General features: G+C 56.5%; 14 protein-coding genes and 1 pseudogene. 7 read left to right on the top strand and 8 right to left on the bottom strand.

What is annotated here, in order from left to right:
* Position 1 precedes the first annotated feature (1 nt).
* From ALB80_RS17825 to ALB80_RS17815, 3 genes are all read left to right on the top strand, one after another.
* Positions 2-1,528, top strand: coding sequence for a sugar ABC transporter ATP-binding protein (locus ALB80_RS17825; protein ID WP_050605535.1), 1,527 nt, complete (start codon positions 2-4; stop codon positions 1,526-1,528).
* A complete protein-coding gene (locus ALB80_RS17820; RefSeq protein WP_050605456.1) occupies positions 1,525-2,532 on the top strand; it encodes an ABC transporter permease in 1,008 nt (335 codons plus the stop codon). The genes ALB80_RS17825 and ALB80_RS17820 overlap by 4 nt, the downstream gene beginning before the upstream one ends.
* Before the next feature lie 109 nt (positions 2,533-2,641).
* Positions 2,642-3,523 (top strand): ABC transporter substrate-binding protein, encoded by an 882-nt coding sequence (locus tag ALB80_RS17815; RefSeq protein ID WP_253276915.1) that lies wholly within the window; start codon positions 2,642-2,644, stop codon positions 3,521-3,523.
* A 145-nt stretch (positions 3,524-3,668) separates the two neighbouring features.
* Here ALB80_RS17815 and ALB80_RS17810 read toward each other — a convergent pair whose 3' ends face one another.
* From ALB80_RS17810 to ALB80_RS17795, 4 genes are read right to left on the bottom strand one after another with little or no spacing between them, the layout of a single operon-like run.
* Positions 3,669-4,937: an NnrS family protein gene (locus tag ALB80_RS17810; RefSeq protein ID WP_083445352.1), complete on the bottom strand. Its 1,269-nt coding sequence runs from the start codon at positions 4,935-4,937 to the stop codon at positions 3,669-3,671.
* Complete coding sequence (locus ALB80_RS17805) at positions 4,898-5,815, bottom strand: U32 family peptidase (protein WP_050605453.1); 918 nt, start codon at positions 5,813-5,815, stop codon at positions 4,898-4,900. The genes ALB80_RS17810 and ALB80_RS17805 overlap by 40 nt, the downstream gene beginning before the upstream one ends.
* Before the next feature lie 4 nt (positions 5,816-5,819).
* Positions 5,820-6,797, bottom strand: coding sequence for a peptidase U32 family protein (locus ALB80_RS17800; protein ID WP_050605452.1), 978 nt, complete (start codon positions 6,795-6,797; stop codon positions 5,820-5,822).
* Positions 6,797-7,339: an SCP2 domain-containing protein gene (locus ALB80_RS17795; protein WP_253276914.1), complete on the bottom strand. Its 543-nt coding sequence runs from the start codon at positions 7,337-7,339 to the stop codon at positions 6,797-6,799. Before ALB80_RS17795 ends, ALB80_RS17800 begins: the two co-directional genes overlap by 1 nt.
* Before the next feature lie 135 nt (positions 7,340-7,474).
* Here ALB80_RS17795 and ALB80_RS17790 point away from each other — a divergent pair, with 135 nt between their 5' ends.
* Together ALB80_RS17790 and ALB80_RS17785 are read left to right on the top strand one after the other, a co-directional pair.
* Entirely contained in the window at positions 7,475-8,983 is a 1,509-nt protein-coding gene (locus ALB80_RS17790) for a UbiD family decarboxylase (RefSeq protein WP_050605533.1), read from the top strand.
* Positions 8,980-9,570, top strand: a complete 591-nt coding sequence (locus ALB80_RS17785; RefSeq protein WP_050605451.1) for a UbiX family flavin prenyltransferase — start codon at positions 8,980-8,982, stop codon at positions 9,568-9,570. Before ALB80_RS17790 ends, ALB80_RS17785 begins: the two co-directional genes overlap by 4 nt.
* A 110-nt stretch (positions 9,571-9,680) precedes the next feature.
* Here ALB80_RS17785 and ALB80_RS17780 read toward each other — a convergent pair whose 3' ends face one another.
* Positions 9,681-13,655 (bottom strand): AAA and adenylate/guanylate cyclase domain-containing protein, encoded by a 3,975-nt coding sequence (locus tag ALB80_RS17780; protein WP_050605450.1) that lies wholly within the window; start codon positions 13,653-13,655, stop codon positions 9,681-9,683.
* 365 nt (positions 13,656-14,020) lie between these two features.
* On the opposite strand from ALB80_RS17780, the gene ALB80_RS17775 reads away from it, so the two are divergent.
* Positions 14,021-19,765 (top strand): alpha/beta fold hydrolase, encoded by a 5,745-nt coding sequence (locus ALB80_RS17775; RefSeq protein WP_050605449.1) that lies wholly within the window; start codon positions 14,021-14,023, stop codon positions 19,763-19,765.
* Between the two features lie 151 nt (positions 19,766-19,916).
* Positions 19,917-20,111 carry a hypothetical protein gene (locus ALB80_RS17770; protein WP_050605448.1) on the top strand — a complete coding sequence of 65 codons (195 nt, stop codon included), beginning with the start codon at positions 19,917-19,919 and terminating at the stop codon, positions 20,109-20,111.
* A gap of 51 nt (positions 20,112-20,162) precedes the next feature.
* Here the strand turns inward: ALB80_RS17770 and ALB80_RS17765 are convergent, their stop codons facing one another.
* The 3 genes and pseudogenes from ALB80_RS17765 to ALB80_RS22515 form a co-directional block, all read right to left on the bottom strand.
* Complete coding sequence (locus ALB80_RS17765; protein WP_050605447.1) at positions 20,163-20,870, bottom strand: HIT family protein; 708 nt, start codon at positions 20,868-20,870, stop codon at positions 20,163-20,165.
* Between the two features lie 388 nt (positions 20,871-21,258).
* Positions 21,259-21,699 carry a DUF2846 domain-containing protein gene (locus tag ALB80_RS17760; RefSeq protein WP_050605446.1) on the bottom strand — a complete coding sequence of 147 codons (441 nt, stop codon included), beginning with the start codon at positions 21,697-21,699 and terminating at the stop codon, positions 21,259-21,261.
* Positions 21,700-21,951: 252 nt separating this feature from the next.
* A pseudogene (locus tag ALB80_RS22515) lies at positions 21,952-22,186 on the bottom strand (D-glutamate deacylase); the annotation flags it as partial.

Raw genomic sequence — 22,186 nt, 5'->3', positions numbered from 1 at the left:
CATGTCTAAGTTGGTCGAAATGGCGGGGATCGAAAAGTTCTTCCCCGGCGTGCACGCGCTGAAATCTGTGCAGTTCGATCTGGAGCCGGGTGAAGTTCACGCACTGATGGGCGAGAACGGGGCCGGCAAAAGCACTTTGATGAAAGTTTTGTCGGGCATTTATCAGCGTGACGAAGGAGGCCTGAAAGTCGAAGGGCGTGAGGTCAGTCCCACAAGCCCGCGCGAGGCGCAGGATCTGGGCATCGGCATTATTCATCAGGAACTGAGCCTGATGAATGATCTGACCGTGGCGCAGAATATCTTTATCGGGCGCGAGCCACGCAAGAGCTTTGGTCGCCTGGATGAGGCCGCGTTGAACGCGCAGACAGCCGATATTTTTGCCTCGATGAACCTGAACCTTGATCCAAAAGCTCTGGTGGGCAGTCTGACCATCGCCAAACAGCAGATGGTCGAGATCGCCAAAGCCTTATCTTTCCGCTCCAAGGTTCTGATCATGGATGAGCCGACTGCGGCGCTGAACGACGCCGAGATCGCTGAATTGTTTGTGATCATCCGACGCCTCAAGGCCGAAGGCGTGGGGATCGTTTACATCAGTCATAAGATGGACGAGCTGAAACAGATATCGGATCGCGTGACGGTGATGCGGGATGGCGAATATGTTGGCACAGTAGGGGCCGCGGACACGCCGATCAGCCAGATCATCGCCATGATGGTGGGTCGCGAAGTCAAGGAAGAGCCGCTGGATCCGCCAAATCTGGACGATGCCGAGGTGTCTCTGCAAGTCACGGGGCTGAGCCGTGACAATGAGATTCACGAAGTCAGCTTTGCGATGCAGAAGGGGGAAATCCTCGGTTTTGCGGGCCTGATGGGGGCGGGTCGAACCGAGGTTGCACGCGCGATATTTGGCGCTGACCCAAAGGATGGCGGAGAAATCCGGGTGCACGGCAAGGTGGTTACGATCAAGTCCCCTTCCGACGCGGTCAAAGCAGGGATCGGGTACCTGTCCGAGGATCGCAAGCACTTTGGCCTCGCCACTGGCATGAACGTGCGCGACAACATCGCGCTGGCCTCGATGGATATGTTCACCGGCGCGGGTGGTGTTCTCGACGACAGTGAGATCAGTTCTACAGCCAAAAGCTATATCAGCCAGTTGGGCATCCGCACACCCTCGGACGTGCAAGAAGTCAGGCTGTTGTCGGGCGGCAACCAGCAAAAAGTTGTCATCGCCAAATGGTTGCTGCGCGATTGCGACATTCTGATCTTTGATGAGCCGACACGCGGCATCGACGTAGGGGCGAAATCCGAGATCTACAAGCTGCTCGAAGACCTGGCAGAGCAGGGAAAGACCATCATCGTGATCTCGTCTGAATTGCCCGAGATCATGCGCCTCAGCCATCGCATCGCGGTGATGTGCGAAGGCCGCCTGACCGGCATTCTTCCCGGAGGAAGAAACACCACTCAGGAAGACATAATGCATCTGGCCACACAACGCGCCGCAGCGATGCAGGTAACAGGGACATTGCAATGACCACAGCAACGGATGTCGACAAGAAGAAACCCCTCGCGGGTCTGTCGGAAAGCGGCGCGTACCAAAAGCTGCTGGCCTTCGCCAGCCTGATCGTATTGCTGATCGGCTTTTCGATCGCGTCGCCCAATTTCATGCAGACTTCGAACATGATCGCCATATTGCAGGCTACCTCGGTCAATGGGGTGCTCGCTGTAGCGGCAACGCTGATCATCATTACTGGCGGGATCGACCTTTCGCTGGGCACGCTGATGACCTTCTGCGCTGTGATTGCGGGCGTAGCGCTGACCTTTCTGGGGATGCCCTTGCTGTTGGGCGTGGCGGCGGCCATTGCGGCAGGCGCGCTGTGTGGTCTGTGCTCGGGCACGTTTGTGGCCAAGATGAAAATACCGCCCTTCATTGCCACGCTTGGCATGATGCTGATCCTAAAGGGGCTGTCGCTTGTTATTTCGGGCACGCGCCCAATCTATTTCAACGACACGCCGGGGTTTGATCAGATCTCGCGCGGATCATTGATTGGCGAGATCTTCCCGAATCTGCCTATTCCCAACGGTGTGTTGATCCTGTTCCTTGTGGCCATCGCGGCCTCGTACATTTTGGGACGTACGGTGCTGGGGCGGTATGCATTTGCGCTGGGCTCGAACGAAGAGGCGGTCCGGCTGTCGGGTGTGAACACCGATATGTGGAAGATGCGTATCTACGCCTTGGCGGGGGCGATCTGCGGCATTGCTGGCATTCTGATTGCGTCGCGTCTCAACTCGGCCCAACCGGCATTGGGTCTAGGGTACGAGCTTGAGGCCATCGCGGCCGTGGTCATCGGCGGCACGTCTCTGTCCGGAGGGCGCGGGACAATTCTGGGCACATTGATTGGCGCGCTGATCATGGCGGTTCTGACCAATGGCCTGCGCGTACTGTCCGTTGCACAGGAATGGCAGACCGTTGTGACCGGCGCAATCATCATCCTTGCCGTCTACGCCGACATGGCGCGACGCAAGAAGGCAGGGTGATCAGGGCGATTCATCAAAGTCGAAATCAACCAACTGGAGGAGAGAAATGTTTTCACGTCGATTTATTCTGGGGGCCCTAAGCGCGGTCACTCTTGCAGGACCCGCTTCCATGGCGGCTGCAGAAGATATCTATATCCCACTGGTCTCGAAAGGATTTCAGCATCAATTCTGGCAGGCTGTGAAATCGGGTGCCGAGCAGGCGGCGGACGATTATGGCGTCACCATCACGTTTGAAGGCCCGGATAACGAAACCATGGTCGATCGCCAGATCGACATGCTGGCGGCTGCGTTGGCCAATAATCCCAAGGCAATTGGGTTTGCCGCGCTGGACAGCCAGGCCGCGATCCCGTTGCTGAAGCAGGCAAACGAAAAGGGAATTCCGATCATCGCGTTTGACAGCGGTGTCGACAGCGATATCCCGCTTTCAACTGCCACCACCGACAATCTGGCGGCTGCCGGGCTTGCGGCAGACAAGATGGCTGAAAAACTCGGCGGTAAGGGCAAGGTTGCTGTCGTGGCACATGACCAGACCAGCCGGACAGGCATCGACCGCCGTGATGGGTTCGTCAATCGCATGGCCGAGAAGTATCCCGATATCGAGGTCGTCACGATTCAGTACGGTCAGGGCGACCACCTGAAATCGACAGAGGTGACAAAGGCGATCCTGACCGCGAACCCGGATTTGAAGGGTATCTTCGGCACAAATGAGGGTTCAGCCATCGGTGTGGTCAACGGCGTTCAGGAACTGGGCACCGAAGGTCTGGTCATCATCGGCTATGACAGCGGCAAGGCCCAGAAAGACGCGATCAAAAGCGGTCTTATGACGGGCGCCATCACCCAGAACCCGGTCGGCATCGGCTATGAGACCGTCAAGGCCGCTGTTTCAGCGTTGAACGGTGAAGATGTTCCGAACCTGATCGATACGGGCTTCTACTATTACGACGCGTCGAACATTGACGACCCGAAAATCGCGGCGGTTCTATACGACTGAACCTCGGCAACAGCGTGAGTTAGACTGGCCCGGCTGTTTCAGCCGGGCCGGATTGCTGAGACGCACATCTTTGCGGTGGACTGATGTTTGCTTTGGCGGGTGCAGCGTTCACCCCATGTCGGGTTCGAATTCAGGTTAATTGGCATCATTGGTCTCTGATTTTTTCGAAACGGTTGTATTTCGTGCCACTAAAAGCTGGTCGATGAACGGGGCCGGTCAAGGCGGGAAGAAAGCCGACGGTAAAAACCGCCCAACCGATGCACCAAACGACGGCTGCAAGAACTTCCAGCTGAAAGGCCGGCATCAGCGGTGAGGTCAGACGGGTCACTGCAGACATCCACACCAACACGACGCCGACTACAAAGGGATTGCGAGCTTTCATGTCACCGGCTTTTGTATGGGCGGCAGCTCGGCCCGAGATGGCCATGATCAAACCGCTCAACCCTCCAATGGTGATTGCGTGCAAGGCGTCTTCAATGCGATAGACATCAGATACCAGCCCCGACAAGCCCATGATCAGCAACCCTATGGGCAGCCACAGGTAAGACAGATGCAAGGCCGCCAGAAGCGGGTTTGCCAGCACGTCAAACGTTTGCCATCTGCGCATTTGCCAAATCAGCAAAAGTGCTGTGGCTATCATCGCTAGGCTTTGACAGACACTCCAACCATTGAGCGCTGCGAGAATGCACACAACCAGCAACGCCTGTGTCAGTATTGTGTAGGCGGCCATTGGTAAGGGGATTGTATTGGATCGCCCCTTACTGAGCAGCCAATTGCTGGTGAAGGCCGGAATGGCCCGAGAGCCGACCCCATTCAACAGCATAGTGGCCCCAAGCGTCATGGGCAGCGTCATGTCAACGGCGACCCATGGCATACCAAAAGAAGTCGCGCTCATAAACAAGGCTTCGCTGATACCGAGCGCAAGGATAGCGCAAAGAAACCCGAGCTTGTTGAAGGCACGCGCACACCATAGGTGGCGACCAACCACGACCGCCAAAAGTCCGAAATAACCGGCGTTGAACGCAAGCGGGACAAACGGAAAAGTGTTGCAGGCAAATGCTGTAGCGATACGCGCACCCAGCCAGAGAGCAAACAGTGCTTTTAAACATGAGCCCTGCGTTGGCAAAGCCCTTGTCCAACCGGGGAGTGCAGTCAGTATGTACCCGCCAATCGCCGCCCCGGCGAACCCGAAAATGAGTTCGTGGACATGCCAGAGGACCTTGGGAGTGCAGGCTGGGCCGGGTAGGCCGATCCAATCGCCCAAGGGCCACCAGCCCACTGTAATAAAAGCGCAAAGATAAGCCGCGAGGAACAATGGGCGGTACGGTGCCGCCCAAAAAGACGCAAGAGTCCGATTGCTATCTGTTTTGGGCGTCACGGCGCCTTGGAGGGCTGGTCTGAAGTGCCTGACCATTCGGCACCGCAGCGACCCGTCAGGAAACCGTCGCTCAGCCGGATATCCGGATGTTTGTCGCGCATAGCCTGCCCCAATTCACCTTGGGCCAACACGCCATCAACTCGCCGCCGGTACAAATCGCACAACTCCAAGAAACCGTCGGCCTGCGGTGACAGGCGCAGGGCGGATACTCCGGCATCCCGTAAAAGATCAATCTGGTGATCCGTACAGGCATAGCTGTCCGACAGGGTCTGCACCCCGTTCATCGCCATGATTGGCACACCGTCACTGGTCACAACGTCAAGCCCGTCCGGGTCATCTTCGCAGGCGAACTGACAATTGTCCTTGCTGCGCCCGTTTAGCCTGGCGTGATAGCAGCGACCGGAAATGGCCAGAGGCAGACGGCCGTGACCCCATACCTCGATCGCGACACCCTTGTCCTTTGCGGCCTGAGCCAAAACCTTGACGGACTCGACAGGGAGTTCAGGCGGCAGGCAAATGCGTCGGGCGCCTCGTGATGCCAACCAGTTCACCGTGCTTTCGTTATACACGTTCACCAGCGGTCCAACGGAAAACGCGCACCCATTGGGGATGTACGCCAGAGCCGTCAGGTCGTTTATCTCGACCATGACACCCATGTCTGCCAGCTCCGCAGTCAATTTGAGCTCTCGCTTCAGTGTCACCAAAGCCAGAGTCGTCAACGTGACCTCTTTCCCGGCATCCAAAAGTCGGGATACGGCTTCTGGGATGCGATCTTGATAGAACGGCAAGCGTTTGGAACACACCAGCTCCCCGATCACGACCCGGTCAACAGTTGACTGAGTCAAATCGCTGTAAAAGGATTCCCAGCGTTCGGCTGACCAGAAAAACTGGTTTGGGCCAACGGTCAATTCCATCAGACTATCTCCAGGTCTTTTTGTATGCGCCGGTTGTCATGGCTTGCCCCTCGGACAAACGGGCGAGCATCCCCTGGGGCAGCGGACGTCCGGCATCCAATGCATCGACCGCAGCACGGAAGTTTCGAACGACTTGCGCGACATAGGATTTTGAACGTTGACGCCCTTCGATTTTCAAGGCGGTCACACCGGCCTTTTGCAATTGCGGGATCAACCGTTCAGCATTCAAACTGACGGGGTCTTCGAACAGATGTCCGGTCTTTCCTCCTGCAGAAAAACACCCTTTGCAAAGCGTTGGGTATGGTGCAGGCGCATTCCGTTCGACGCGATGAATCAGATAGCCGCCAAGTCGGGCATCCAGAGCTCCGTCATCTTCCTCATACTCTACGTGGCTAGCCGGTGAGCAGACACCGTTCATATTTGGGGACAGCCCTGTGGCATAGGAGGACAGTGAGCATCGCCCCTCGGCCATGACGCATAGACCGCCGAAGACAAAAACCTCGGTCTCGACGTCGGTCTCGGCATTGATGGCGGAAATCTCGTGTACGGATAGCACACGTGGCAAGACCACCCGTCTGACGCCAAACGTCTCGGCATAAAAGTTGATCACATCGGCATTGGCTGCAGCTGCCTGAACGGACAGATGCCTGCGCAAGCCGGGATGGTTCCGCGCGGTATGATCCAGCAGTCCCAGATCGGCCAGGATCACCGCATCCGCGCCGCAGGTTTCTGCGTCTGCCACCGCATGATGCCAGATGGACTCGCTGCCTGCACGGGGAAACGTGTTGATCGCGACCAGCACTTTGGCGCCGTGTTCATGTGCAAAAGAGATCCCGGACCGCATCTCGGTCCGGTCAAAATTGAGACCGGGAAAATTGCGCGCGTTGGTTTCGTCATTGAAGCCGCAATAGATTGTATGAGCGCCAGCCTTGACCGCTGCTCTCAAGGCGGCGGGTGTGCCTGCGGGGCAGACGATTTCCATTACCATGAAAGAGAGTCCTCCGGCCGGGTCAGGCACAGGCCAGTTCGACGTTCTGCGAATGCAATTACCTGTTCCAAGGAGCGTGCCAATGGGCCAGACACAATAGTGACCTCGTGCGCGAGGTCCAATTCCGCGTCATCGATTGCGTTTCTCAAAGCCAAAGCCGCTGCGGTGTCGCCTTGAATCACAAGGTCGCGCGAAAAAAACAGTGCATCGCCATCAAAAGCCCCATGCACCAGCCCCAACAGGGCCGCCAAAGGGCCAGAGATTCGCGCTGTCCCGTCCCCATGCTGTCGGCTCACGGTTATCGTTGGAAGCCCATTATTTGGCTTGAGAAGCAGAACAACCGGCAAATCCGTGGGGTCCAGAACAAACAAGGCCCGATTGTGTTTCCCGAGCCTGCGAAACATGTCTGGATGAGCTTTTGCGATCCGACGTGAGAACGCTGTCAGTGACAGTGAAAGGGGTACGAGTGGAACGAACCTCAGCGCGGTTGCCAAAGCGACCGGGCATTGTGGTATCTGGGTTTGGGGAACAGACAAACAGACCTCCTGCTGTCTCAAGATGGTGATTACGGACATGTCCTAAGCGGTTAGCGAAGCCATGCATTTGACGGTTGTCAATTCGATGCCGAGGTTTTGCTGCTAGGGGATCGGAACCACCGACGGAGCAAGACCATTCGCACCCTTCCGCAATACCCCAGCCTTCGACATTTTCTGAAATGGTGTGACGAAAACGGGCAATTCAGGCATATCCCTGACCCGGTTTCAGTGCGCCATCAGATGACTGCCGTTCACCGAGCGGTGTTAGAGGCCAAGGGGCCGGTCCTGCAATTTGATCAGCCAACGGGTTTCTCTGCGAGAGGGTCCTCGATCCCCGTTGTGACCAATTTGTTTGGAACAACGGAACGGGTTGCCGCCGGTTTGGGTGTTTCGCTTGACGGGTTGGACGATCTGGGCAGTTTTCTGGCCGCGTTGCGGGCGCCGACACCTCCGGACGGATTGCGGGACGCGCTGTCGCGGTGGCCAGTGCTGAAGGCGGCTCTGTCCACACGGCCAAAGGTTGTCAAAACTGCACCTGTCCAACATGCTTGCCACATTGGACCTGATGTGGACCTGCGCGCACTGCCAATACAAACGCACTGGCCGGAAGACGCAGGGCCGCTGATTACATGGCCCGTTGTCCTGACTCGGCCTTTTGGCAGCGAACCTAATGCCGCGCAGGGCTATAACGCAGGTGTCTATCGCGTTCAGGTACTGGATCGAAACCGCCTGATTATGCGCTGGCTGCCCCATCGCGGTGGGGCTGGTCACCACCGAGGCTGGGCGCGGAACAATAAAAAAATGCCGGTCGCAATCGTCCTCGGCGCGAACCCTGCGACGTTGTTGTCGGCGGCCCTGCCATTGCCGGAAACTGTGTCTGAATTGACGTTTGCAGGTGCGCTGAACCAAAGCCGCCCACGCCTGGTCCCTGCACGAACTGTTCCAATGTTGGTTCCGGCAGATGCCGAGATCATTCTGGAGGGATGGGTTTCACCAAACGAGATGGCACCCGAAGGGCCTTTTGGCGATCACACGGGGTATTACAATCCTGCCGAGCCATTCCCTGTAATGCATGTCACCGCAGTGACTTATTGCGAAGCGCCTTTGTACCTGTCCACCTATACCGGGCGACCGCCGGACGAGCCGGCGATCATTGGCGAGGTGTTCAATCGTCTGGCTTTGCCGACGATCCGTGCGCAGATTCCTGAAATCTGCGATCTTTGGTTACCGCCAGCCGCCTGTTCTTATCGCATTGCTATCGTTGCCATCGATAAACGGTATCCGGGGCAGGCGCGTCGCGTGATGATGGCCCTGTGGGGGATGCTGCCGCAATTTAGCTATACAAAGATGATTGTTGCCGTCGACGCTGACATCAACACCCGAAACTGGGATGATATTGCCTGGGCGCTTGCTACGCGCATGGACCCTGGCCGCGATGTGATCACTTTAGACAGAACACCAATGGATTACCTCGATTTCGCGTCACCCGAGCCTGGTCTCGCAGGAAAGATTGGCCTGGACGCGACGACCAAGATTCAAAGCGAAACGAAACGGGAATGGGGAACGGTCATGCGCAGTTCTGAAGCGGATCTGGAATTCGCGCAAAACCTTGTAAACAAGAGAATGCCGGAGTTGCAGCCATGAAACAGGTTCGGGTTGTTCTGGGCGTATCTGGGGCCTCGGGGGCGGCTCTTGGCCCGGCGGTTGCACGGCGATTGGCGGCCGCAGGTGTAGAAACAGACCTTGTTGTCAGTGCCGCTGCCAAGCTCACGTTACACCAAGAGTGCGGTCCCACTGCGTTTGCGGATTTGCAACGACTTGTTTCTCGGTCTCACGCCTCAGATGACATAGGAGCTTCGATCGCGTCCGGTTCCGTCCCTGTGTCAGGTATGATCGTCGCGCCGTGTTCCATGCGCACACTGGCTGCCATAGCGCATGGGTTGGATGACAACCTGTTGACCCGTGCCGCCAGTGTTCAACTTAAGGAGCGCAGGCCGCTGGTTCTGTTGGCCCGCGAAGCGCCTCTGACCCTTGCACATCTGCGCAATATGACGGCCGTTGCCGAAATGGGGGCCATTATCATGCCGCCAGTACCTGCCTTCTACCTGAAGCCGGTCAATCTTGTTGAGATCATTGACCAAATTGCAAGCCGCGCTGTGGATAGCCTGAAAATCAGCGACCCGATGGCCCGGCAATGGCATCCTGCAAACTCAGGTTCGGTTTCATCCTAAAGGCTTGGCTTTGCACCAGTGGCGGGAAATCGCGGGGGGCTAACTCTAAAGCGACTACACGGTTGATCTGTTGTCTTGCGGAATTCCCTTTCAGAACCGGCCAGTCAGTTTCAACGTGCCTGCCAGCGGCGGATTTCTGCATTTAGCAATGTTGCATCCTTACGCAGTTGAAGCTTGTCGGCCCAGTCCCGCGCTTGCTTCCATTCGGACATCGCTTCGCCCTGGGCTCCGTCCAGAAAATGGCTGAGCCCACGCCAAAGCCCAAGCTGTGCCTTTCCGACGGGAAAGACCTTGCTGTAGCGTGACAGCTTTGCGAGCGCGCGCGCTTCCAAGTCGCGTTTTTCGTTTTGGTTTGACCACAAACCCGCTTCCCGACCGCGCAGAAGGACTTCGAGCACGCTCGAAATTCCGACGATCACGCTGTGTGAGGATGGCCGACGCATCTGGTCGAGGAACTCCATAGTTGTCACCGCAGCGTCGTAGCTTTCGGAATGCTTGCCAATCCGCGTCAAAGCAAGCGCCATCGCACCTGTCGCCGAAATCCGGGCTGCAATATCGGCGGATTCAGACATGCTCGTGTTTGCCACACGCAGCAGATCGACGGCCTGACGCGGATTGTCGATATGCAGCAGGTAAAGCGCCTTGCAGCGAAGCGCCCAAATTTCTTGCTGAATGTTTCCGGCGTTTTGCGCCCGCAGAAGAAGCAGACGCGTCGTCTCTTCCAGCGCATCGAGATTGCCGCGATAGTATTGCGACCAGAAACGAATGCCTTGCGCGTTGCACCACCGAAGCTGATCGCCAGATTCCAGTGCAAGTTTTTGGGCCTGATCAATACGTTTGTCGAGCATGCCCCAATCGCAAACACCCACGCGCCAAAGCGCATCGAGCGTACATACATGCGATTGCAGCGCGGGGTCTTCCAGCTTGATCGCCACGTCTTCGGCGCGGTTCATCAGTCGGGCGTTCATCCTGCGCCACCCCATCATGCCAAGCCCTGCAGCCAACTGACAGTTGGACAAAACCGTTTCAACCGACACGTCGGTCCACTCTGCCCGGATAACGGCGCCCAGCAGATTGCACATGCCACGCGCGAACCTCAGTTCAAAATAGTCGACGGTCGCTGCCTGGTTCAGGCACCGAGCGATTTCACCATTCCATCGCGCCCCGTCAGTATCTGTGCGAAAGTCGCGATTATGTGGCAAGGCTTGGCGGGTGAGAATACGCAAGCCGCGTGTGGCCAGGTGCAGGCCAATGGACACGGCCGAATTCGGTACGGTGTGCCCCGCCACGTCAAGAGCCGAGCGAATGGCCACGCCCTGTGCCTGGATGTCGCCACGCCCATAATGCGCCTCTGCCAACTGCCGTCGCCACGTCACCGATCGCAGCCTTTGCTCGGGTGTCCAACTGCTGTGCGGAGGCTCGTGATCCAGACAGATGGCGAGGAAAGATTCTACTTCGCGATAGGCACCACTGCGCAATGCACTGGTCGCGGCGCTATCGGCATATTTGACGGCCTGATCGTATGCGCCCGCAGCTTCGAAATGCCGGGCCAGGGTCGCGATGCCGTTTGCAGTCGCATCGGGTTGTTCCAGTTCCAGCCATGTGGCCAAGGACTTATGCAGATGTCGCCGACGATCATTGGTAATCGAATTGTAGACAACATCCCGAATCTGATCGTGCCGAAACTGGTACAGGCTTTCCTGTTGTTGGCGCACGATAAGTTGCGCGTCGACAAGGCGCTGTAGCGCCGTAGCCACCGAGTGTCCCAGAAGCGCTTGCAGAGGCCGCTCTGCAAACGTGCGACCAATGATCGATGCAGCGCTCAGAACTTCGCGAGAGGCGCCATCGAGTTGTTCGAAACGTTCCCGGATCACTCTTTCGATGCCTTCGAAATAGCCGAGGTCGGGCAGGGGGCGCGCCGACTGCCAGTGGCCGTCACGCTCGAAGATCATTCCCTCGCTTTTCAACGACAAGGCGATCTCTTCTGCAAATAACGGGTTCCCGCTTGCCAGTGACAATATCTGATGTTCGATTTCCGCCCCTGCTGGCGTGCCGTCCAGAGTCCGCGTGATCAGCTGACGCATCGAGGTTTCGTCCAGTTCCGTAAGATCGACTCGGCGGTAATACTGCGCCAGGTCAGCCGGGTTTGGCGTAGCGCCCGATGCAATCTCTTCCGCGCTCCGGCTTAAATCGGACAGGGGTTGCGGTATTTCACCTGCGCGGACGCAAAGGACCACCAGTAGCGTGTCGAGAGAGGTTAGAACCCATTCGACAAGACGCCAAGAAGCCGAGTCCAGCCATTGACTGTCCTCTAAAATAAACGCGACCGGGCGCGGTGCCAGTAACCCGACGATGTCGGCGATCAAACGCATCGTCGCATCGGCTCTGTGGGCACCTGACAGGTGCATCGTGTTTTGAGATTCAGGCAATTCGATCGCCAGCACGTCGCTGAGCAAAGGCAAGCCTGCAGCAATTCGGGGGTCGTCGCCAACGTGCTGCTGAATCACGTCAAAGACAGCTTGACCATCTCGTAGATCTTGCAGACCGGTCAGGGCGTGCAGCAGTTGCCGCCATACGTGGAGTGAGCTTCGCCGGTCATCCCGTTCGGCGCGCGCAACAAAAACCGAAGCCCCACGTTCCTTCAGACCGTCTTCAAAGGCATTGATCAGCGTCGTCTTGCCCGTGCCCGGCTCGCCGACGACGACAACAAGTCGTTTTGCACCTGAGCTGACGTGCTCAAACGCTGTATTGAGGAATTCGAGCTCCGAACCGCGCCCGATCAGTTTTGTCTCGCGCTCCATCTGTTGGCGTCGTGGGGCCGGGTGAAAGACCGGAACAACTTCACCAAGGCCGGTCAGTTGCAGCGATCTGCTTTGTGTGAATTCGAACTCACCTCGAGCCAGCCGTTGAGTCCGTGAGTCACACAGTATGTCGTCGTCAACTTGTGCCATCAAACGCGCGGCGCGGTTGACCGACTGTCCGAACAGCATCGGTTGAAGCCTTTTGGAACTGCCCGCCACCCTGTAAAGCGCATCACCAGTTGCTACACCGACGGCAGCGCGCAACTTTCTTCGGTGGGCCAGGGCGACGATCGCCTGGGCCATGTCCAGTGCGCGTCGCGGGTCATCACGATGGAAAACGCCAGGTCCGCCAAAGCCGGCAAGGCAGACCAGACCATTCCCATCAAAGAAGAACTCACTTGCTGGCCCGTCCCGTGCGCGCAACTCTAATTGAATATCGCGGCACAGGTCATGCAGGTCAGTCAGGTCAAAAACCTTGTTAGGATGCTCTTCAGCGGGGCGGGTCAATCGGGCAAAGAGAACCGACACGGGCCTGATCTCGGAATTGCCCGACGAACTGACAGACGGGTCAGGTGTTCCTTGCACGTACCCTGATTCCATCGAGTTCCGCACAGATGGGGGCACGAATCCAAGCAGCCAGTCCGTGTCGGGATCAACGTCGCGCTTGACAGGCGGTGCAGCGGGTGTCCATTTTGCCTTGTCGGTACTGCCATAGGCCAATTGTGCCATTCCGGATAATGCGACTTCGCCCACGCCAGTCTGGTCGAGCGCGCGCGCAGCCTGATCCAGCGCATCACCACCTATCACAAGGTTCCAATTCGGATCGCCACCGACTGCCAGAAGCCTAAGGTCGCCATGGCCGATGCCCGCATGGAAAGCGGTTTCTTGCGCCGTTCCAAGGGTTTCGGTGCCAAGGTCAGTCTGGCCGCAAATCGTGTCCGCAAATCGCTTGGCCTGAACGACGGCGCGCTGTGCCCCTGCTTTGTCGTCCGGCCAAAAGGCCAAAATGGAATCACCTGTGAATCTGACAACCTCACCATCAAGCGAAATGATCAAGTCGACGCAGCGCGTGTAAGACTGGTTGAGAAGCCTGCCGATCTGTTCCAGCCCCGCTTGCCCGCGTTGTGATGCACGCTCGACCAAGGCTGTGGACCGTGACACATCGATCAGGAGTGTTGCACCCGACAGGTTCACCTCTGCGGGCCGCAAACCGTCTGTGCCATGCAACCGTTTCACAAGGGAAAGAGGAAGCAGATTGTCAAGCGTAATCAACGCGTTTTCCAAGACAAACCTCCGGTCCCACCAATACTCGAAACGTCTCCGCGCTGCCGTGCCAGCGTGCAAACAAAGCTGGCAGGCGATCAATCGACGAGCTGCCTGCCCGGGGCCAGTTTTGCACAGAATCCGCGATTTATGAATGTTCAGCCAATGCACCGGTGAATTTCACTAAGGAACGCCGGTCAGTGGTGTCGCGCGAAGACCGCCTGGAAATGTGCTATAATGCAAAGTGGGACGTCTGACGCATCTCTCTTTTTCTCTTCGTGGTTTCGCGAGTCCCAGCCGAATTGATCGGTGATGCAACTGGATCCTGGTCCGATCTAGTACTGCGTTGCGCCATCGTTTTCCGGACCAAACAAACAGGTTCATTAATGAGTAGCTTTGATACGGAATCTCGGACGGCCTGGTTATCAAAAGGGTTCGAACACCTTGCAGCTGAAGTCAGTGCCGCACCCAATAATGAGGTTCATTTCGACGTTCTCATCATCGGCAGCGGTTATGGTGGGGCGGTTGCCGCAGCAACCCTTGCAGGGCGCTCCAACGGCGGGTCACTTGTCCGGGTTGGAGTGCTGGAACGCGGAAACGAGTACTTGCCGGGGGCCTTTCCCAGTGGTCTTGCCGAACTGCCAACATATCTGAGACGGGATGGCAACCGGCAGGGGCTTTTTGATGTCAGGTTAGGCCCCAAGGTTAATGTGGTTGTTGCAAATGGCCTTGGCGGCGGGTCGCTTATCAATGCAGGGGTCATGGAAACGCCGTCTCCTGAACGGTTCCAGTCCGGATGGCCAGCTGAACTCTCGACCTTCACCACGTGGCAGAATTTCTACGATGAGGCGGCAGAAATGCTGGGGGCCAGGATCGGAGGCGTGCCCAACCAGATCGGCAATCACCCGGACGGGCCGCTTGAAAAACATCAGGCGCTAGAAAGTATGGCACCGTCGCACTTTCGGTCGGCTGACATTACCGTCGCCATGACGGACCGTACAAACGGAGCGAATGTCCGGCTCAAGAAGTGCATCAGGTGCGGCGACTGTGCCACGGGATGCAATTTTGGAGCAAAAGAATCGCTGGATCTCGGTTTGCTGGTGCAAGCGCATCAGGTCGGGGCTGAGATTTATTGCGGTGGTACTGTTTTATACGTTTCAAAAGATGGGGATAACTGGATTGCGAACACGGTTTTCACCGACAAAAACCTGCGCCTGCGCGAGAATTCGGTCACCCGTATTCGGGCATCGAAAATCATCATCGCGGCTGGCACGATGGGGTCGAATGAAATCCTTGCACGTTCTCATGCGAATGGGTTGGCTTTGTCGGCACAAATGCTGGGGCAACGCTGTTCGACCAATGGTGACATGCTTGCAGCTGATTTTTCGACAAGCTCCGAGGTCAACACGGTCGCCGATGAGGCCGTTCAACCGTCGACCCGAAATATTGGCCCGACCATCACCGGGGTGATCGACCTGCGCGAGGACAAGGGCGTTCTGATTCAGGAGATTTCGGTTCCGGCCTCACTTCGCGTGGTCTTTGGTGAAGTTTTCGGGTCCGTCAACGCGCTCCATGCGTTGCAGGACATGGACTGGTCTTCGCACGGAACCGGATTCCCGAGCGATGATGGTTATGCCATTCCACCGCAGTCGATCAAACAGACTGCTGTCTTTGCTATTATGGGCGACGATGGCGCGAAAGGTGAGATTGAGGTCTGTGACAAGTCCAAGGATTTCGAGGTTGACGGAACAGCGCGAATGCTATGGCCGGGCGACGAACCGTCAACCTTCGTCAATGGTGTTGATACCCTTTCCAACCTAACGACCGGGTCGGGTGGGCGGTTCATAGCAAACCCGGCGTGGCGGCTTTTACCAGAAGATCTTTCGTTTCTGACCGGAGGCCAGCGCGGCCCGGTGACAACCGTTCACCCGCTGGGGGGGCTGATCATGGCCGATCATGGCTCTGACGGGGTGGTGAACCCGACCGGCCGGGTCTTCAGGTCCGACAGTTCCCCGGATGCCTATGAGGGGCTTGTCGTGCTGGACGGGTCGATTGTTCCAACTGCGCTTGGAACGAACCCGGCTCTGACAATCGCGGCACTGGCGCTGCGATCAGCCAGACATCTGGCCGCATTCTGGGGATACGATCCCGCGCAACCCCCGGCACCACAACCGCAACCATTCGAACGCCCGGTATTTCGTGAGACGGACCATGCCGTTGAGCCCGAACCGACCGAGGTCGAGGTCATAGAACGCCTGCACGGCCCGGTCCGGTTTTCTCCGCAGGGCAAACCGCCGGGCCTGTTTGTTGTCGAGTTGACAATGCGTTTCGAGCCCAAACCGGTGCAAAGCTTGAATCCCGGGCAGCCTGGGCTTCCGGTGCTCGATGTTTCTACGTCGACCGGCGAGCGACTGATCCAGAGTGAGATCAGGGTTTTTGACAAGAATGAGTGGGATCAATTGGCCAGGAAATGGGACCCGCCGACTGTGCGAGAGCTGAAGCTTGACGCTATGGCAAAGTTCCGGGCACCGCTTAGCGGAACGCTCAAGGTGCTGGAGCGGGAGGACAGTTGGTTCCTTGGTCGGATCTGGCGCGCAGGACGCGCCTGGTTCTGGAACCGCGGGCTCAGGGACATTTATCAGGCCGCTTTTGACGGCGGCTCCGGCCCGCCGGGACCGGGTTTTCTAAGCAGGATCAAATCTGGCTTCGCCATTGCCAGTCGCGCGGGCGAGGTCCGCAGATTTGTCTATGACCTTCAGATTGGAAACGCGGCACCGGGCGGAGATTTCACGCTGTCAGGAGACCGTATCGTCGGGATAAAACGCTTCACCTACAATCGACGCGGAAACCCCTGGCGTCAGCTTATGGAAATCGAGTTGGAGGGGTTTCCTGGAATTGATACTGCGCATCCGCGCGTTCTGAAACTCGATACCGCGTATCTGGCAAGGATTGGCGTTCCGTTGTTCCGCATTGTGAAGCAAGCGGACTCGGTTAAGGCGATCGCCGATCTTGGCGGCTTTTTGGGCTATTTCCTGCGTCTCTTGCTTGGCATCCATATCTGGAGCTTCCGCGCGCCGGACGAATGGCCATCCGAACCGCAGGTGGATTTTGAACCACCTGCCAAGCTGAAACTCTCTGTCGGTTTGCCCGTCACGGCAGAGCCGCATTTTGATGAAGGAGCGATCCAGCCAGAGAAACCAGCGTTTTCGGCATCGGAAGAATTGATCGAAGGTAAGGTGCGTATCACGCGGTATCGGAACTCAAACACCACAGAACGCCCTGTGGTGATGTTTCACGGTTACAGCGCCGGCGGAACGACCTTTGCCCACAAGGCCGTCACGCCGAACATTGCAAGCCATCTGTACGAAAGCGGACGTGACGTGATGATCGCCGACATGCGCACGAGCCCATATTTCAAGCAGACGGCAAAGCAGCCTTGGGCCTTCGAGCAGATCGCAAAGCAGGATGTTCATTGGGTTATCGACAAGGCATTGGAACTCACCGGGGCTCAGCAAGTGGATGTGGTGGCGCATTGCATGGGCACGATCGTCGTCAGTCAGGCGATATTGGAGTCTGCGCAAGGGAATCCCCCGGCGGACGCTTTGTTCAAGAAAATCGGACGCATGGCCTTTACGCAGGTGGGACCGCTTGTTGTGTTTTCCCCCATCAACATCCTGCGCGGCTACGTTATGCGCTATCTGGTGGAATTCCTGCCTGACGCGTACGAGTTCCGGCCTGAAAACCCGACGCTGGCCGACGATCTATGGGATCGTGTCGTCACCACCTTGCCTTACCCGGTAGAAGAATTTGACATCGAGAACCCGATCCTGCCCTGGAAGCGGACACCTTGGACACGCACGCGGCATCGGATGGATGCGCTGTACGGGCGCGACTTCACTGCAGCACGGATGGAAGACGGGGTCCTTAACCATATCGACGATCATTTTGGTGCTCTGAGCCTGCGCACTGTTGCATCGACCCTGCATTTTGCACGCCATGATCTGATGACCGACCATCGTGGCCGCAACGCGTTGGTGTCCCGGGATTTGCTGGAGAAAGGTTTGAAAAAGATCCCGATTCTGAGCGTGCATGGTAGCGACAATGGGCTTTCCAATGTCGCGACGGTGGATCGGATGGAGCAGATCCTGCATGATGCCGGTGTCCAGTATCTTGCTCCTAAGATTATTGAAGGAGCGGGGCATCAAGATTGTTTGATCGGCGCGGATCGATTGGAAACGTTCGAAAATATTAGAACGTTCCTTGATGCTGATGTGGGCCAGAACAATCACGTTCGAAACGAAGAGCGAGTCGCCTATCCCCCGTGGATCGGGCCGATCATGACGCTTGAGGAACCGGACAATGTTGCCGAAGAAGGCTACATCGCGCGGATCGGCGCGGCGCCATCGCATCGCAAACCCGAAGGGGTCGTATTGCTGCGGGTTCACGTTTCCGGAAACAGCATCCTGAAACCGGACCAGACCGGCCCGTGGACAGAGGACGACATTCTCGATTCCATGGCAGTGTATCGTTCGAGTCAGCTTGAACAAAAATTGTGGGATGCGTTCGAGATTCCCGCAGCGGATGTCATGCCGAACCATGATCCTGCGCATCCCGGGAACGCGACGCTGATCCTCATCGTCTACGACGAAGCGCGGGGCCTCGCGCCGGTCGTCGCAGCGCGTTATTACATGGTCGAAAACAGGCAGACACTGAAGGAATTTGATCGCACCGGCAAGCGGTCTGATGTGGTGTCGCGCGAAATCACACTAGAGAGCTTTCAGGCCATGCGCGACGCGGTGACAAAAGCGATGGCCCGCCATCTTTCGGTGGAGAGACCAGAGGGCGCGAAACCTTACGAAGAGATCAACTTCAAAGGTCTGCGTACAGTTGACCGATTGATGATCGATCCCGAGGCAGAGACCGGCGTAAGTCGGCAAGCAGTCACGGAAATGCAGTTTGGTCCCGATACGGTTTTTGGGACTGCCGCGCTGGAAAGTCTTCGCGATCAGAGTTTCGATTTGCATGATGGAATCGTGCCGGATCGTAAACCGCCGATCGGGGCAGACACCACGCGGTTCGTGTTCGGATCCTGTCAGTACCCCGCCGGGATGTTCGACGGTCCGACGGCGTACAGGTCCTACGCGGGTCTGGCGCATCGCCTGCGCGGTCCTGCTGCGACTGCCCCACGTTTCATGCTGTTTGTAGGTGACCAGATCTATTCTGATGCTACTGCGGGGGTTTTTGACCCGAGAGATCAGGATGACCGCTATCGCGCACCCTACGAGAATTGGTTGCGCGCCAACCCGGTCAGAACCGCGCTTCGGTCGGGCCCATCGTACATGTTGCTCGATGATCATGAGTTGGTCGACAATTGGGAACCGTCGGGACAGCCGCCTGCCACTTGGTTTGCGACCGCAGTTGACGCTTACAAGAAATACCAACACGGCCTGCGCGCGAACCGGGTTGAGTTCGATTTTGACGGTTTCCCGTTCTTCCTGCTGGACACACGCACGGATAGAAGCAGGCGACAGGTCAACAGCCTGGGCGGTGCCAAACTGTTTGACGCTGATCCACTGAACACAAATATGGCCGCGCTAAAGACATTCCTCAGCAGCCACGATGGGCCAAAGTTCGTCATCACACCTTCGCTCTTTCTGCCGCGCCACAGGCGGGCCGTGCAGCGTGACGCGTCGCTCGACCCAACGAACCTCAGCGCCATCCATTCCGACGGTTGGGACGGTTACCTTGCAACGATGCGAGAGGTGCTGCTTCACATCGCAAAAAACGAGATCTCTCATGTTGTCTTCCTTTCCGGCGATGAACACCGCGCGTGTTTCGCGACGGTTGACCTCAGCGAGACGAACGGAGACCACGTCGCGCGGTTTGTGTCGGTTCACACATCGGCGTTATGGGCACCGTTTCCTTTCGCGAACGGGAAGGCCGAAGACACAGTGGATCAGGAGACCTTTACAGTCGCTGATAATGGCGATCAGTTCACCTGTTCCGTAACCACAGACCGACCTGCGCCAGGCGATGGTCCGACATATATATATGTGGGCCGCAACGAGCAGGATTGGATTCTGGAAGTCGAGTATTCAGATGGAACGACGAAGAGCACAATTCTCACCTGATCCGCCTCCTCAGATCGATCAAACACTTGTCCGCAACGTCATCAAAACGCGCCGGTGGTTGGCCATGATTGTTGTTGGTTGAACGTTCTCAAAAATCGCGGGAGAAGAAGGTACCTCCAAGCGCCGTGTTCAGGATGATGTCTACCTGGCAATGCTGGCACCTGATGTTCTGGATGCCATCGCTGCGGGCGATCAGCCTGACGGCCCGACCACGGATTACCTGATCAAGTCCGGCTTCCCGGCTATCTGGTCAGATCAGCACAAGCAGTTCGCTGCGCTCCGAAATCGACCATTGTTGCGCATAAACTCGGGTCTCAGCTGGAATAGCCGGATGATAACCTCCTGAAAACAAGCGGTAATAGGCGGCCAAATATCCAGTGCGTGATTTTAGGGAAAATCATGGCTGGGGTGGTAGGAAACCTTGCCGACCGATGAAACCCGAAACTGAACAGTCCTTGTTGAGAATATCAGAGCGCATTTCTTCGAGCATGCGCCGCATTGCGTTCAGCTCAGGCTGAAAAAGATCGAAATAGTCTGACACATGCCGCTTCGGGATTACCAATGTGTGTAAAGGTGTAACAGGAAATCCATCTAGGATAGCGTAGCACAGTTCGTTTTCAGCGATGACACGATCTGCTGATACTTCACGAAAGACGCACCCTTTCTCTCGATGCGCATACGCCTTCGCCACGTCGCGAAAATCAGCGTCGTCTGTATCTCGTTTATTGGTATTGCACGTGATGCAAAGTGCTTGAAAGTTGCTCAGATCATCCTGACCGCCTTTGCTACGAGGGATGATGTGATCCACATGCAAGGCGATTTCCGCGGCAGATGCACCGCATAATTCACAGCGATACTTAGCCTGCTTTAGGACTTCATAGCGAACCGACCCCGGCACATAACCCTTCGCGTTGAAGCGATGCTTCCAAATGCTGTCACCGCGTTTTTCAATGTAGTCAGCAATCTTGCCTTCACATTGGCCGATCAAAGTAGATCGATCTTCTGCGCTCATATTACTTATGTCTTTTAAGCGGTATCCAACAATCCGGCCCGCAAGTTTCACTGGGTCCACGATGCCGTTATTTGTCAGCACCTTCCCAACCATATTCTTAGTACGGATTTCCTAGTACTCGATTTGTGACCTATCGTGTAGCAGCATAGCTTTCGCGATCTGCTCGATGCTCGCTTCGCCGCCAAACTTGAGAAGCTCAAGCAGCATGACGGGTTGATAAACATGCGACATACGCATGTCCTCGTTAATGTATCGCTGCAGGTGTTCAACATTCATTGCCCGCCACGTTAGCGACGAGACCGCTGCCCGCAAACGGCTAAGTGGCTGTGTCTTTCCGCTTATCGATAACGACTACCTGCCTACCGCGACCTTCGATACAGTTTATTCCCAGCAGCCGCTCAAAGCGGACGTTGGAGAAACCTGCAGCGAACAGCAGCTCGGAGCCCGGAGCAGCCATCGCAGTGGTGCATACTAAAGGTGTCTAATACTGTCCAGTGAAAACCAACTCATTCATCTTTGGTGTGGCACTCGCCGCGCTAACGGGAACAAGTTGTACAACGCCCATCACTGCACCAACGTTGATTGTGCAAAGTACGTATGTTGTCTGTCCCGCTGCTACGTTTACTCTGACGACGCTCGTTTCCATCGTGCTTGCGCTCACCGTGTGTTGGCCAGGGGGAACATCCACAAAGAACACACTATCCACTTCGCACTTCCCGGTTGGCAAACCATTAACCAAAACAGCTGGTTTCACACCAAAACCCTGAACTTGTTGCGTGCGAAATACTGCGATCCGCCCTTTACCAGCCGGAATTGCAGATTGGGTCGCGACCGCCTCTTGATATGCTGGGCCTTCAGTGCATCCACTTAAAACAACCACTATTGCTGCAGCTATCTTCAAGCATTTTACTATCACTGGCATCTTAAGCCCTCCCAATTCAAGCAGCCAAGCATCTGGGAGTATTGTGAAATTCACATCAAATTACATTGATACACATCAAATTACGAATATGACTGATTTTAGCGCACACTGCGCACGGATTATACCGAGACAAAGGTCGGCTTTGTCCGCAAGGCAGACGTTCACGAAATTTTTCCGAATGACCGCACCGAGCCCATCTTTACCAATGTCGCGCGTTCGATGAATGTCGGCTTTGAGCCCAAAGCGGTCACCTTATCGTTCGAGCTTGCGGCGGATTGGTTGACCTGAATCAGCGTCTATTTTGAGTACACTATTCTCAACGACTAATGAGCCGTTTACGAGAACGGTATGGAGACCTTTGGCAGGTTGGTTCGCGTTTTCGTAGGTGGCTAGGTCTGATACGGTCGTAGGGTCAAAGACGACAATGTCGGCATCCATTCCTACTTGCAGCCGCCCCTTCTTCCTCATTTGTGGAGCGAATTCCTCG

It is taken from the genome of Ruegeria sp. 6PALISEP08, assembly GCF_001238295.1.
Classification (GTDB): Bacteria; Pseudomonadota; Alphaproteobacteria; order Rhodobacterales; family Rhodobacteraceae; genus Ruegeria.
The sequence above is the reverse complement of the archived record's forward strand: the minus strand, read 5'-3'. Positions and strand labels throughout refer to the sequence as shown.

Bases quoted from the DNA above. Each gene is read 5' to 3' on its own strand.
- ALB80_RS17825 (WP_050605535.1), top strand. From the start codon at position 2: ATGTCTAAGTTGGTCGAAATGGCGGGGATCGAAAAGTTCTTCCCCGGC.
- ALB80_RS17820 (WP_050605456.1), top strand. From the start codon at position 1,525: ATGACCACAGCAACGGATGTCGACAAGAAGAAACCCCTCGCGGGTCTG.
- ALB80_RS17815 (WP_253276915.1), top strand. From the start codon at position 2,642: ATGGCGGCTGCAGAAGATATCTATATCCCACTGGTCTCGAAAGGATTT.
- ALB80_RS17810 (WP_083445352.1), bottom strand. From the start codon at position 4,937: ATGGTCAGGCACTTCAGACCAGCCCTCCAAGGCGCCGTGACGCCCAAA.
- ALB80_RS17805 (WP_050605453.1), bottom strand. From the start codon at position 5,815: ATGGAATTGACCGTTGGCCCAAACCAGTTTTTCTGGTCAGCCGAACGC.
- ALB80_RS17800 (WP_050605452.1), bottom strand. From the start codon at position 6,797: ATGGAAATCGTCTGCCCCGCAGGCACACCCGCCGCCTTGAGAGCAGCG.
- ALB80_RS17785 (WP_050605451.1), top strand. From the start codon at position 8,980: ATGAAACAGGTTCGGGTTGTTCTGGGCGTATCTGGGGCCTCGGGGGCG.
- ALB80_RS17775 (WP_050605449.1), top strand. From the start codon at position 14,021: ATGAGTAGCTTTGATACGGAATCTCGGACGGCCTGGTTATCAAAAGGG.
- ALB80_RS17770 (WP_050605448.1), top strand. From the start codon at position 19,917: ATGCTGGCACCTGATGTTCTGGATGCCATCGCTGCGGGCGATCAGCCT.
- ALB80_RS17765 (WP_050605447.1), bottom strand. From the start codon at position 20,870: ATGGTTGGGAAGGTGCTGACAAATAACGGCATCGTGGACCCAGTGAAA.
- ALB80_RS17760 (WP_050605446.1), bottom strand. From the start codon at position 21,699: ATGCCAGTGATAGTAAAATGCTTGAAGATAGCTGCAGCAATAGTGGTT.